General features: G+C 72.2%; 16 protein-coding genes. 9 read left to right on the forward strand and 7 right to left on the reverse strand.

Translation table 11 applies throughout. The features are described 5' to 3' along the window. Nucleotides 1–189: 189 nt before the first annotated feature. From BJY16_RS32270 to BJY16_RS32285, 4 genes are read left to right on the forward strand one after another with little or no spacing between them, the layout of a single operon-like run. Nucleotides 190–336, forward strand: a complete 147-nt coding sequence (locus tag BJY16_RS32270) for a hypothetical protein (RefSeq protein ID WP_185043328.1) — start codon at nucleotides 190–192, stop codon at nucleotides 334–336. Between the two features lie 54 nt (nucleotides 337–390). Then, nucleotides 391–1,215 carry a polyphosphate kinase 2 gene (gene ppk2, locus BJY16_RS32275; RefSeq protein ID WP_185043329.1) on the forward strand — a complete coding sequence of 275 codons (825 nt, stop codon included), beginning with the start codon at nucleotides 391–393 and terminating at the stop codon, nucleotides 1,213–1,215. A gap of 10 nt (nucleotides 1,216–1,225) precedes the next feature. Continuing rightward, the gene (locus tag BJY16_RS32280; protein ID WP_203758998.1) at nucleotides 1,226–2,416 is read left to right on the forward strand and encodes a cytochrome P450; all 1,191 of its coding nucleotides are present in this window, start codon (nucleotides 1,226–1,228) and stop codon (nucleotides 2,414–2,416) included. A 34-nt stretch (nucleotides 2,417–2,450) separates the two neighbouring features. Next, a complete protein-coding gene (locus tag BJY16_RS32285) occupies nucleotides 2,451–3,263 on the forward strand; it encodes a hypothetical protein (protein ID WP_185043330.1) in 813 nt (270 codons plus the stop codon). On the opposite strand, the gene BJY16_RS32290 is transcribed toward BJY16_RS32285, so the two are convergent. From BJY16_RS32290 to BJY16_RS32305, 4 genes are all read right to left on the reverse strand, one after another. Then, nucleotides 3,199–3,648, reverse strand: coding sequence for a hypothetical protein (locus BJY16_RS32290; RefSeq protein WP_185043331.1), 450 nt, complete (start codon nucleotides 3,646–3,648; stop codon nucleotides 3,199–3,201). The two genes, BJY16_RS32285 and BJY16_RS32290, sit on opposite strands and share 65 nt — an antisense overlap. Before the next feature lie 326 nt (nucleotides 3,649–3,974). After that, nucleotides 3,975–4,547 (reverse strand): NADPH-dependent FMN reductase, encoded by a 573-nt coding sequence (locus BJY16_RS32295; RefSeq protein ID WP_185043332.1) that lies wholly within the window; start codon nucleotides 4,545–4,547, stop codon nucleotides 3,975–3,977. Nucleotides 4,548–4,741: 194 nt separating this feature from the next. Beyond that, the gene (locus BJY16_RS32300; protein WP_185043333.1) at nucleotides 4,742–5,635 is read right to left on the reverse strand and encodes a hypothetical protein; all 894 of its coding nucleotides are present in this window, start codon (nucleotides 5,633–5,635) and stop codon (nucleotides 4,742–4,744) included. Next, on the reverse strand, nucleotides 5,628–6,104 hold the full coding sequence (locus BJY16_RS32305) for a MarR family winged helix-turn-helix transcriptional regulator (RefSeq protein WP_185043335.1): 477 nt from the start codon (nucleotides 6,102–6,104) through the stop codon (nucleotides 5,628–5,630). Before BJY16_RS32305 ends, BJY16_RS32300 begins: the two co-directional genes overlap by 8 nt. A 31-nt stretch (nucleotides 6,105–6,135) precedes the next feature. Here BJY16_RS32305 and BJY16_RS32310 point away from each other — a divergent pair, with 31 nt between their 5' ends. Both BJY16_RS32310 and BJY16_RS32315 read left to right on the forward strand, forming a co-directional pair. After that, a complete protein-coding gene (locus tag BJY16_RS32310; protein WP_185043336.1) occupies nucleotides 6,136–7,203 on the forward strand; it encodes a bifunctional NAD(P)H-dependent oxidoreductase/GNAT family N-acetyltransferase in 1,068 nt (355 codons plus the stop codon). Nucleotides 7,204–7,225: 22 nt separating this feature from the next. Then, nucleotides 7,226–7,840, forward strand: coding sequence for a DUF2625 family protein (locus BJY16_RS32315; protein WP_239177231.1), 615 nt, complete (start codon nucleotides 7,226–7,228; stop codon nucleotides 7,838–7,840). Nucleotides 7,841–7,997: 157 nt separating this feature from the next. Here the strand turns inward: BJY16_RS32315 and BJY16_RS32320 are convergent, their stop codons facing one another. Then, entirely contained in the window at nucleotides 7,998–8,411 is a 414-nt protein-coding gene (locus BJY16_RS32320) for a TrmH family RNA methyltransferase (RefSeq protein ID WP_221502053.1), read from the reverse strand. Between the two features lie 268 nt (nucleotides 8,412–8,679). Between BJY16_RS32320 and BJY16_RS32325 the strand changes: the two genes are divergently transcribed. Both BJY16_RS32325 and BJY16_RS32330 read left to right on the forward strand, forming a co-directional pair. Beyond that, nucleotides 8,680–9,012 (forward strand): glyoxalase superfamily protein, encoded by a 333-nt coding sequence (locus BJY16_RS32325; RefSeq protein ID WP_185043348.1) that lies wholly within the window; start codon nucleotides 8,680–8,682, stop codon nucleotides 9,010–9,012. Nucleotides 9,013–9,101: 89 nt separating this feature from the next. After that, nucleotides 9,102–9,512, forward strand: a complete 411-nt coding sequence (locus tag BJY16_RS32330) for a PPOX class F420-dependent oxidoreductase (RefSeq protein ID WP_185043349.1) — start codon at nucleotides 9,102–9,104, stop codon at nucleotides 9,510–9,512. Between the two features lie 15 nt (nucleotides 9,513–9,527). On the opposite strand, the gene BJY16_RS32335 is transcribed toward BJY16_RS32330, so the two are convergent. Beyond that, nucleotides 9,528–10,172, reverse strand: a complete 645-nt coding sequence (locus BJY16_RS32335; protein WP_185043350.1) for a dihydrofolate reductase family protein — start codon at nucleotides 10,170–10,172, stop codon at nucleotides 9,528–9,530. A gap of 79 nt (nucleotides 10,173–10,251) precedes the next feature. Next, the gene (locus BJY16_RS32340; protein WP_203758997.1) at nucleotides 10,252–10,719 is read right to left on the reverse strand and encodes a hypothetical protein; all 468 of its coding nucleotides are present in this window, start codon (nucleotides 10,717–10,719) and stop codon (nucleotides 10,252–10,254) included. 139 nt (nucleotides 10,720–10,858) lie between these two features. On the opposite strand from BJY16_RS32340, the gene BJY16_RS48680 reads away from it, so the two are divergent. After that, nucleotides 10,859–12,244: a GGDEF domain-containing protein gene (locus BJY16_RS48680; RefSeq protein WP_185043352.1), complete on the forward strand. Its 1,386-nt coding sequence runs from the start codon at nucleotides 10,859–10,861 to the stop codon at nucleotides 12,242–12,244. Nucleotides 12,245–12,418 lie beyond the last annotated feature (174 nt).

Genomic DNA, 12,418 nt, shown 5'->3' on the forward strand with positions numbered 1-12,418 from the left:
CGGCGGCGGCCTCCGGCTGCGAGACGGTCAGGGCGGGCCCGCGAGGCCGCCGGACGTCCTGCCACCTTTGTCGATTGTCGCTGCATCCATCCGGCCTGACGGGTTTGCGCGACCCGGGCTCGGCGGGCTCCTACCCTGCGAGGCAGGGGCTCGTCGGCCGTACGGGCACCCATCGGGAACGGGGACATCATGACGAAGCTCAAGATCATCGCCGCGGCCGCGGGGGCGCTGGCCGCCATGCTGCTGGCCGCGCAGCCGGCCGCTGCCGCGGCGTCCCAGGACACCGCACCGTCCCGGTCGGCGACGACCATCACGAACGGCACCAACTGGGACTAGTGGCCGACGGGCGACCGCGGATGCCGGCTGAGGGCGGCTCGGAAGGGGTGGGTGGTGGGGACCAAGCAGGAGCGGGCCGAGCGGCTGCCGAAGAAGATCTACGAGACGGAGTTGTTCCGGCTGCAGGGGGAGCTCGTCAAGCTGCAGGAGTGGGTGAAGGTCGAGGGCACCCGGGTGATCGTGGTCTTCGAGGGGCGGGACGCGGCCGGCAAGGGCAGCACGATCAAGCGGGTCGCCGAGTATCTCAACCCACGGCTGGCCCGGATCGCCGCGCTGCCCGCGCCGACCGAGCGGCAGCGTGGGCAGTGGTACTTCCAGCGGTACATCGAGCAGTTCCCGGCGTCCGGCGAGATCGTGCTGTTCGACCGGAGCTGGTACAACCGGGCCGGCGTGGAACGCGTGATGGGCTTCTGCACCAAGGCGGAGTACATGCGCTTCCTGCACCAGTGCCCGATCTTCGAACGGCTCCTCATCGAGGACGGGATCCTGCTCCGCAAGTACTGGTTCTCGGTCAGCGACCACGAGCAGGAGCAGCGGTTCCGGTCCCGGATGCAGGATCCGATGCGCCGCTGGAAACTCTCCCCGATGGACCTGGAGTCGGTCAGCCGGTGGGAGGAGTACTCGCGGGCCAAGGACGAGATGTTCCTGCACACCGACATCCCGGAGGCGCCCTGGTACGTGGTGGACAGCGAGGACAAGCGCCGGGCGCGGATCAACATGATCGCCCACCTGCTCTCCACGATCCCGTACCACGAGGTGCAGCGCGTGCCGCTGTCGCTGCCGCCGCGCCCGCCGTCGAGCGGCTATCAGCGCACACCGCTCGACATGCAGACGTTCGTGCCCGATCACGCCGGGACGCTGCCGGTCGCCAAGAAGTAGGAGGTGCCCGGTGCCGTACCTCAATGTCGTCGATCCTGGGTTTTCCCTGGTCGCGCCGGAGGTGATGGCGGCGCAGGCGGCCGGCTGGTATGCCGACAGTCCGCTCGGGCCGTTCGTGTTGCGGCACGCGGAGGCCGATGAGCTGCTCCGCGACCGGCGGTTCGACCACGGCGGCGACGGATACCTGCGGCAGCACGGGATCACCGAGGGGCCGATCCACGACTGGTGGGTGCCGATGATCGTGAACCGGGACGGTCCCGACCACCGGCGGCTGCGCGGCCTGGTCGCCGGATCCTTCACGCCGCGCACCGTCGAGCGGCTGCGGCCGTTCATCCGGGCGACGGTCGCGGCGCTGGCCGACGAGATCGCGGAGCGCGGCGAGGTGGAGTTCGTCGGCGCGGTCGCCGATCGGCTGCCGCTGGCCGTGATGGGTGAGCTGCTCGGGGTGCCGGCTGCGGACCACGACACGTTCCGGGTCTGGTCCAGCGACCTCGGCCTGATCTTCGCGCTGGCGACCGGGGGCGACAAGGCGGACCGGGTGGAACGGGCGGTCGCCGGGCTGGACGCCTACCTGGACGGGCTGATCGACGAGAAGACGAAACACCCGGCCGACGACCTGATCTCCACGATGGTCGCCGCCTGGCAGCGGGAGGAGCCGGGAATCAGCCGCGCCGAGCTGCGGAACCTGCTGGTCACCCTGGTCTTCGGCGCGCACGACAACACCCGCCAGCAGTTCTCGAACACGCTGGTCACCTTCGCCGCGCACCCCGGGCAGTGGACGCTGCTGGGTGAGCGGCCGGAGCTGGCCGACAGCGCGGTCCGGGAGGCGATGCGCTGGATGCCGGCGGCGGCCAGCCTGTTCCGCCGGGCCACCGAGGACCTCGAGTTCCACGGTCTGCCGGTCGCCGCCGGCGGGTTCCTGACCGTGGCCGCGCAGACCGCCCAGCGGGATCCGCGCGCCTATCCCGGCGGGGACCGGTTCGACATCACGGCCGGCTTCGACGCGCCGCTGCTCCAGTTCGGCGCCGGACCGCACTACTGCCTCGGCGCCGCCCTCGCCCAGGCCGAGCTGAGTGAAGCCCTGCCGCTGCTCGCCCGCCGCTTCGAACCGCCGGTGATCGCCGGGGAGGTCACCTGGCGGCCGGCGATCGGCACCCACGGCCCCGACCGGCTGCCACTGCGCTTCATCCGATCGGGGTGAGGCACCCGCGGCAGAGGTCAAGGTGGACTTGCTCATGGCCTCGACCCGATATCCGACGACCCCGGCCGAGTGGTCGACGGCCCGGCGCCGTACGGTCGGCCCGTTCACCACACACATCACCTATCGGCGGGACGACGGCCGTACCGTCGAATGGTCCTCCCGCGGCCACCGCAAGCATGCCTCCCGCCTGTCCCGGGCGTCGTGGTGGATCGCGGTGCTGTTCGCCGCCGGGTCGCTCTGTTTCCTGATCGCGCCGATCCCGGCCTTCCTCGACCTTGTCGGCCCGGCCGCGGACGGCCTGGTCTTCTTCGTGGGGTCGATCCTGTTCACCGCGGCGGCCGGCCTGCAGTGGCTGGAGACGATCAACGCGGAGCGCGGGCCGGGCCGGCGCCGGTGGCGGCTGCTGACCTTCGAGCCGCGCCGGATCGACTGGTGGAGCTGCGGCGTGCAGCTGGTCGGGACGCTCTACTTCAACGTGACCACCTTCCAGGCGCTGCGGGTCGGGCTGGACTCGGCCGACTACGACCGCCTGGTGTGGCGGCCGGACGCGATCGGCTCGCTCTGCTTCCTGATCTCCGGCTACCTGGCCTACGTGGAGGTCACCGGGCACCTGCTGGGCCGGCCGCGCCGCACCCTGGAGTCGGCGATCGCGAGCGTGAACCTGCTCGGCTGCCTGGCCTTCGGGGCGTCCGCGGTGGCCTCCTACGTCGTCCCGTCGGCCGATGCCGAGCTCGGCCCGGCGCTGGTGAACACCGGCACCGCGCTCGGCGCGCTGTGCTTCCTCATCGGCGCTCTCCTGTTGTTCCCGGAAGGTACGCACGAAGCGCGGTCAGCTGCTCGGCGGTGACGAAGGACGGGTTGGCGCCCTGCGGCTGGCGCAGCACCTCGAGGGCGGCGAGGGCGCCGTCGGCCCGCACCGTGTCCCGGTGCACCCGCTGCTCCTCGTCCAGCCAGCGCAGCTCCAGCGGCACCCGCAGCTTGCCGTCGATCACCCCGGCCGGGCCGGTCACCTCACCGAGAGCCCAGATGCCCGGCGTCACCCGGCGGCGATCCCCGCTGACCCAGAGCAGCGCCGGCTGCCCGGCCGCCATCAGATCGGTGCGGTAGCCGGGCCGCACGCACCAGGTCCGGACCGGCTGCCGGCGCGCCGCCACCTCGGTGATGTCGGAGGTCACGCCGTTGCCCTTGAGCAGCCACGCTCCCAGATTCTGGATGGTCACCGCATGCGTCACCCCGCCACGGTACGCGCGGCCCGTAGGATCGCCTCCCATGGCGGACCTGTTCGGGCGCACGGACCAGGTCCGCACCCTCACCGCGCTGGTCGCCGGCCTGCCCGAGCAGGGCGCCGCGCTGGTCGGATCGCCTCAACGGTGTCGGCGTCGCCCGGTCAGCCGGGCGCGGTGGCGCGGTAGCCGCGCTCGGAGACCAGCTCGATCCAGGGCTGCCACGAGGTCGCGTGCAGCCAGAGGCCGGGCTCAAGGCAGCATCCCGTGGAGAAAAAGTGGTCAACCGGGCCGGCGGCGCGGAACGCACGCCGGCCACCTGACCGCCTGACTGATCAGGCGCGCACGCCGGCCCGCAGGCCGTGCACCCCGGCCTCCACCTTGACCAGCTCGTCCAGCATCGCGGTCGCGGCGTCCTCGGTCGCGGTGCTGGGCGTGAACACCCCGTCGGCGATCTGCGGCGCGTGGAACGGGATGTTGACGCTCTCGAAGACCGGCAGCATCCGCAGCGTCGTGACGACCTGCTTGAGCTGCTGCACGGCCCGGGTGCCGGCCGCGATCCCGCCGTAGGAGACGAAGCCGACCGGCGCGTACGCCCACTCCTGCGACAGGTGGTCGAGCGCGTTCTTCACCGCGGCCGGGTAGCCGTAGTTGTACTCCGGGGTGACGATCACGAACGCGTCGGCCGACTCGACCTTGGCGCTCCAGTCCCAGGTGTGCTGGTGCACGTACTTCTTCAGCCGCGGGTGGTGCGGGTCGGCCAGCAGCGGCAGATCGATCTCGGCGAGGTCGGCGACCTGCACGTCGAAGCCGCTGTGCTTGCCGGCGAAGTCGGCGAACCACTGGCCGATGGGCAGACCCGCCCGGCCGGGCCGGGTGGAACCGATGATGACCATGAGGTTGGGCATGAGGTGGAGCCTTTCCGTTCGCGCCGCCGGCGGCCGCGCTGAATCATTGAGCACGATTATTGACGGTGCAAGTGTTGGCCCGCACAGCGACGCGCCAGTGTGGCCAGCACCTCGCCGGGACACCGGCCGGACGGCGACCGGGCCTTCATGGTCGATGCCGGCCGAGGCCGATGACCGCTGCTCGGCATGCCGGGTCACCGCAACCACGCCTCGGCTCGGGCCCGCTTGTCGTCGTCACCGGACTGGATCGCCACCGCCAGCAGGCGTTCCCTCAGGTCAATCGGGATCACGGCGACGTCCTTCGCCTGCTGGTCGCGACTGTTCCACCCGCAGAGGTGCCGCACCGCGCCGGCCTCGATCCGCGCGTCCCCGGCATGTTCCCGCAGTGTCGCGACGAGGACCGCGATCGGTGTCGCGGCGAGCGCCGACTCCGGGATGCCCTCGTGCACCGGGTAGCCGCTGCAGCGTCCGGTCCCGGAGCCGTACCAGGCGAGCGTCGCCGCGGCCCGCTCGACCGGGTCCGGGATGGTGGCCGTCAGGCGCTCGGCGACCAACCGGCGGATCCCCTGCGGAAGGATCCCGGTCGTGTGGGTCGTGACGACCGCCATGTCGAGCAGGTCCACCACGCCGGCCGGCGCCGCCGCACGCCATCGCTTCTCGGCGACCGCCATCTCGACGTCGCGCCGATGCAGCTCGTCCCGCTTCCCCGCCGGACCCTCGACGCCCTGGCCGGCGAGCCAGCGCAGGACCGCGTCCCCGTCCCGCAGCAAGGCGTCGCCGTCCCAGCCCGGCCAGCGCAGATGCGTCGCGTGGTGGAACCCCACGACGGCGGCCGACCGCCCCGCCGAGTCGAAGAACTCGAACGCGAGGTCGCCATGGCACATGCACGACATGCCGGTCACCTCCTCGACGGCGAGAGCGTCCAGCAGCGCACCGAGCAGCGCCGGATCCGCCACGTCGAGCAGCACCTCAGCGCTCAGCACCCCCGTCTCGGACGCCCCGCCGTCGGTGACCCGCACCCGCACGGCGCCGCGCAGGACCTCGTCGAGCTCCGAGGCCCCCAGGCTCCTCGAGTCGCCGTCAAGCATCGAGGCTCCCCGGCTCGTCGAGTCGCCGGGCGATCCGCTCGATGGCGGCGAGATCGTCCGGCGCCAGCCGGTCGATGAAGTGGTGGCGCACCGACGCGACGTGCGCCGGCGCCGCGCTGCCGAGCACCGCCAGCCCGTGCTCGGTGAGCACCAGGAGACAGCCCCGGCCGTCGGCCGGGTCGGGGGCGCGCCGCAGCAGCCCGCGCGCCTCCATCCGGGTGGCGTGCCGGGACAGCCGGCTGCGGGACCAGCCCATCTTGTCGGCCTGCTCGCCCAGCGTGCACGTATGCCCGGGATGTTCGGACAGCGTGCTGAGCACCTCGTAGTCCGGCTCGGACAGGTCGAGCGCGGCCAGGTCACGTGCCATGCCGGTGCGCACCGCCACCATCACCCGCAGGAACGCCCGCCAGGCCCGCTCCTCGTCGGCCGTCAGCCAGCGCGCGTCGCCGCCCGGCATTGTCGTTGACATGTAATCAATCTAGCACCTACGCTTCGTTTCCATGTCAACGAAACCGCTCCGCGTCCTGGTGCTGACCTGCAGCACCCGCCCCGGCGCCCTCGGCCCCGCCGTCGGCCGGTGGCTCCTCGACGCGATCACTGCCCGCGCCGCGCAGCTCGGCGCCGAGCTGGTGCCGGTCGCCCTCAGCGACCTGGACCTGCCGTTGCTGGACGAGGAGGAGCACCCGTCGTCGGGCGTCTACCACCAGGAGCACACCCGGCGCTGGAGCGCGATGGTCGACGCCGCGGACGGGTTCATCGCGGTCACCCCGGAGTACAACTACGGCATGCCGGCGAGCCTGAAGAACGCGCTGGACTATCTCGGCCGCGAGTGGGCGTGGAAACCGATCGGCTTCGTCAGCTACGGCAACACCTCGGCCGGGACCCGGTCGGTGCAACACGCCAAGCAGGTGGTCACCACGCTGCGCCTGGTCCCGCTGGGTGCCACGGTCGCGATCCGCCTCGGCGACGCCGTCGAGGACGGCCGGCTGCGGCCCGACCCGGCCCGCGACGCGATCGCCACCGGCCTGCTCGACGAACTGGTCCGGGTCGCCCACGCCCTGCGACCGATGCGCGACGCGGCACGCCCCGACGCCCGCCCCGGTCCCCTGCCCGGCTCCTCCCTGCGACCGCTGACCGGCGACGACGCGCCCGAGGTGACCGTGCTGCAGCGCTGCTGCTGGGTGGACGAGGCGATCGTCAACGACACGCTGGACATCCCGGCCCTGCACGAGCCGCTCGACGAGGTGCGCGACTGGCTCGCGACCTGGCACACCCTGGGCCTGTGGCGCGACGGCCGGCTGCTCGGCATGGTCCGTGCCCGCCGCGACGACACCGACTGGCACGTCGGCCGGCTCGCCGTCGCCCCCGACCTGCGCGGCCACGGCCTGGGCCGCTGGCTGCTCCGCACCATCGAGGCCGCCGCCCCACCGGCCTGCCGTCGCATCCTGCTCTTCACCGGCTTGAAGAGCCTGCGCAACATCGACCTCTATCAGAGCGAAGGCTACCGTACGCTGCCGTCCGCCCCGTCCGACGACGTCACCCGCCTGGCCAAGGACCTGCCCCGCTGACCTGATGTGCCATCGTGCTCCCGTGGATCAATCAGCGTGGGAAGAGCTTCTCGAGGCGGCGGCCGCGGCGCCGTACCCGGTCCGGGTGTTGCCGGCCGCACCGGGCCGGGCCGACAGCGTACTGACGGACCTGGGTGTCTCCACCCGCTCGTGGCTGGGCGCGGTGGTGGCCAACGCGGGCGGCCTGCTGGTCGACCACGGCTGGGTCCGCGTGCTGGGCAGCGGCCACGACCCGCTGCCCGACGTGGTCGCCGAGACGAACACCAACGGGATGCTCACCGTCGGCCACGACGTGGCGGGCGGCCTCTACACCTGGGCGCCGTCCAGCCCCGGCGCGAAGCCCACCGTGCACTACTTCGCGCCCGACGATCTGGCCTGGCTCGACCTGGAGGTGGGCTACGCCGAGTGGCTGAACGCCATCCTGCGCGGGTCGCTCACCAGCTTCTACGACACGCTCCGCTGGCCCGGCTGGGAGACCGACACCGCGGCACTGACCCTCGACCAGGGCTTCAGCCTGTGGCCCCCGCCCTTCACCGCGGAAGGCAAAGACCACAACACCGTCTCCCGCAAGCCCATCCCCGTGGCCGAACTGGTCTCCTTCTACCAGGACGCCGCCCACCAGCTATCCGGCCACTGACCTCCACCGGCAGCCGCCCCGAAGCCCCTGCGCACGACCGCGGCGCGCTCCCGGTTCCGGCTGGCTCTCATGGGTGTCTCACGACAGTTGAGACACCCATGAGAGCCAGCCGTCACCTGGACCACAGCGATGGCCGCCCCAGCGGAGTGGGCTGGCGCTACAAGAGGCCGGCGAGTTTGTACAGCACAAGGGAGCCGGCGACCGCGACGTTGAGGCTGGAGCCGGTGCCGACCATCGGGATCTCCACCGCGCTGTCGAGCAGATCGAGGGCCTCCGGCGGGATCCCGGTGGCCTCGTGGCCGAGGACCATGACGGTACGCCGCCGCGCTACCGGCAGGTCGGCGAGCCGGATCGCCTCGTCGGCCAGTTCGACACCGAGGATGGCCGAGCCGGCCCGGCGCTCGTCGTCGAGCCACCGCAGCGGGCTGCCGACCCGGTGCACGCAGGCCGGCTGCCGCAAGGTGTTCCCGCGGGCGAGCGCCGCGTCCACCCAGCCGAACGGCGGCACCGCCAGGCAGGCGCCGACCGCGTCGCAGGTGCGCAGCAGAGTTCCCAGGTTGCTGCCGTGCATCGGCCAGAGCGCCGCGGCGACGAGATGTCCCCAGCACCGATGCCGGCGGGGACGACGGACGGACCGGATCTCTCGCGGAGTCCGGACCCGGATGGCGGCCTTCACCGCAGCGGAGCGACCACGCTCCCGCACTCAGAAGTCATAGGTGACGTGCTTGTCGGCGCACGCGAGCCATCGACGAACGACAGGTTTCCGCCGCACAGCATACCGCTCGGGCCACCGATCGAGGCGGACCGCTCACCCAGCGCCGATCTGCCAGGATGGCCGGATGGCCGAACAGCTCACGCCTTTCCTCAGGGTCGAGGACGCGAACGCCTCGACCGCCTGGTATGCCCGGCTGGGCTTCGTCAAACAGTGGGAGCACCGCTTCGAGCCGGGCCTCCCCCTGTTCGTGTGCGTGGCCCGCGGTCCGATGCAGCTCTTCCTGTCCGAGCACCACGGCGACGCCCGCCCGGGCACCCTCCTCTACCTGCACGTCAACGATCTGCAGGCAGTCGCCGCGGAATTCGGCGCCGCCGTCGAGGAAGCCCCGTGGGGTCCGGAGCTGGAGCTGACCGACCCGGACGGCAACCGCCTCCGCATCGGCGCCGCCCAGCCCTGACCAGCGATGGAGTGACCACCGCCCGCAGCACGCCGCACTCGCTGAGACCGGGGCCGCGCGGGCGGGGCGGTCGCCGATAGGCTCGCGCGGTGGCGGTGAAGTTGAGTGACAGTGCGCGAGGGCTGGTCGACGGGTGCAACCTGGCCGTGCTGGCGACCACCAATCCGGACGGGAGCCCGCAGACCTCGGTGGTGTGGGTGGCGCGGGACGGCGACGATCTGCTCATCTCGACGCAGGCGGGCCGGCGCAAGGACAAGAACCTGCGGCGCGACCCGCGGGCGAGCGTGACGGTGATCGACCGGACCGACTCGTTGCGGTACATCGAGGTGCGCGGCCGGGCGACGGTCACCGAGGATGCCGGGCGGGAGTTCGCGGCGCGGCTCGCCGAGGCGTACGAAGGACCGGGGGCGGGCGAGACCTACCGGCAACTGCCGGCCGACGTGGTGCGCGTGGTGATCCGGCTGACGCCCGAGCGGGTCCTCGGTTACTCCGCCGAGTGACCCCGGCCCGGCGGACTACCGCCGGGTGAAGGTCAGGTGGGTGACGCCGCTCGGACTGGTCACCGACTCGACCGTGAAACGATCTTCCAGGCTCTCCAGGCCGTCCCAGAGGCGCACGCCCCGGCCCAGGATGATCGGGACCACGACGACGTGCAGGTGGTCGACCAGGTCGGCGGCGAGGAACTGGCGGACCGTGGAGGGGCCGCCGCCGATGCGGACGTCCAGGCCGCCGGCCGCCTCGCGGGCCAGCGCGAGCGCCTCGGCCGGGCCCGCGTCGACGAAGTGGAAGGTGTTGCCGCCCTCCATCGCCAGGGTCGGCCGCGGGTGATGGGTCAGCACGAAGACCGGCGTGTGGAACGGCGGGTCGTCGCCCCACCAACCCGTCCACTCCTCGTCCTGCCACGGGCCGCGCTGCGGCCCGAACTTGTTGCGCCCCATGATCTCGGCGCCGATGCCGGGTCCCCACGCCGAGGCGAACGCGTTGTCGACGCCTTCGCTGCCGCCGTCCTTGCCGGTCATCGACTGGAACGTGCGGGTCGGGAAGAACCACTCCATGAGCCGCCCGCCGGCGTGCCCGAACGGCGCCTCCAGGCTCTGCCCGTCGCCGGTGGCGAAGCCGTCCAGCGAGACCGCGAGGTTGTGCACCCGTACCTTCGACATGGCCTCACTCTAAGCGGCGCTCAGAGGTGCAGCGGCCGCTCGGCGCCGGAGTGCGCGATCTTCGCCCGGTCGGCGGGTCTCAGGATCGCTGCGCGAGGCGGTGGTTGAGGCGGGTGATCGTGCGAAGGATCTCGTCGCGGTTCTTGGCCGATTTCAACCAGCGCGGCAAGCGGGCCACCATCGTCAAGCCGGGCCGCTGCGGGTTGCGCTCCCGGAGCGGCGCCCCGACGTAGCCGGCCAGCAGGGCGAGGTGCGCCTCGTTGAACGCCCAGAGCGTCCGCCCGCCGCAGCATCGCGCCCGCAGCCACAACGGCAGGCGGAAGTACGGATCGACCGGCCCGCCCCAGTAGGAAATTCCGCCCTTTGGTTGCCACCGCGCGACGTGGGCACAACCGGTGCAGACGAACCGGCGCGGCCAGTGCATGGCGTAGGCGCCCTCGTCGGGTTCGGCGCTGACCACGGCGCGGCACCCGCAGTGCGGGCACACCACGTCGATGCCGTCGGTCGCCAGCGTCTCGAGCCAGACCGCCGGATCCTGGAACCTCACCGCCGGTCCGTGTCCGTTCATGCCGGCCAGCCTCCCAGAGGCCGCCCCGGCCGTCACCGGCTTTTCGACGGCTGGCCGGCCTGACGATTCGGGCCGCCCTGATCCTCATGCCGGTAGCCGTCGCGCCGACCTACTTTCTGTGAGACGGCTCCTTCCGCCCAAAGACCTGGGGCGGCGCATCCAATGGCTGTTCCTGTTCATGTCCCTGATCAACGTGGTCACCTCGCTGCCCCGGATGATCAGCGGCGGGCAGGCCACCACCGCGCAGCGAGCCGCCGCGGCGGTCGCGATCGTGTTCCTGGTGGGCTGGTGGGTGCGCGGCTACCGGCGGCAGAGGGTGCCGGTCTGGGGGCTGCCGCTGGAGGCGCTCGCGCTCGGCACGCTCGCCGTCGGGCAGCACGACTACGTGGCCACGCTCGGGATGCTGTTCAGTTCGATGTCGTTCCGCGGATTGTTCGGGACGTGGCGGCAGGTGGCGGCGTTCGTCGTCACGGCGTACGCCGGAACGGTCTCCGGCGTGCTGCTCACCGCGCCCGGTGACCTCGGTCCCTTCCTGGTGCAGTCGATGGGTGTTCCGGCGCTGGCCGTGTTCACCTCGCTGGTCGCCCTGAGCACCCGGCGCCAGGAGGAGTCGAACGCCCGGGAGCGGATCTTCGCCCAGGTCGGCACGGCCATCGGCACCACCTCGGCGCCGGAGGACATCCACCGCACCGCCGTGGACGCGGCGCTCGGGATGCTCGGCCCGGACTCCGCCGGGTGGGCGGCGATCCAGCTGCCCGACGGCACGACGGCCGCGGAGGCCGGCGTTCCCGGCGCCGCGGGTCAGACGGCGGAGTTCCCGCTGGAGGCCGACAAGCGGCGATACGGCAAGCTGGTCGTCCACGGCACTCGCGCCGAGCTGCGGGCGGCGCACAACTCGCTGCGCGCGCTGGCCGGGCAGATCGTGCTCGGCCTGGTCAACGCGGGCCACGCCGCCGACCTGCGGCACCAGGCCTACCACGACGCGCTCACCGGGCTGGCCAACCGGGCGCTGCTGCGCGAGCACCTGGACCGGGCCGTGGAGCGGGCTAGGCAGGGCGCGCCGCTCGCGGTCCTGCTCATCGACCTGGACGGCTTCAAGGGAGTCAACGACACCCATGGGCACGCGACCGGCGACTTCCTGCTGGTCAGCGTCGCGCAGCGGCTCCGCGAGGCGGTACGCGGCGCGGACACCCCGGCCCGGCTCGGCGGCGACGAGTTCGCCGTGGTGCTGGAAGGGATGCTGACGGCCGAGGACGGCTCGTGTGTCGCCGACCGCATCCTCGCCGCCATCCAAGCACCGTTGTACTCCGGGCCGGTGGACGTGACCCCGCGCGCCAGCATCGGCCTGGCGATCTTCGACGGGCACGCCTCCTCGGATGCGCTGCTGCACGAGGCCGACACGGCCATGTACGCCGCCAAGCGCGCCGGCAAGGGCTGCGTGGCCCGGCTGGACGCGACCGGCCGCCCCGTGATCCACCACGCCAATTCTGTATCGGTCGGCTGAGCTGGGGTTTTGATCTCGGTGACCACCCGCGGACCGTGAAGAGGGCGGCGATCGCCATGGACGCGCAGCGGCCAGATCGCCGCCCTCGCCCCGCGCGGGAGCATGCGATCCGCACCCCCAGCGGACGCGCGCCCAGGGAGATCTTGATGCTCTGAGAAGTCTGCTACGGGCAGA

The sequence above is a fragment of the Actinoplanes octamycinicus genome (assembly GCF_014205225.1).
GTDB classification, from domain to species: domain Bacteria; phylum Actinomycetota; class Actinomycetes; order Mycobacteriales; family Micromonosporaceae; genus Actinoplanes; species Actinoplanes octamycinicus.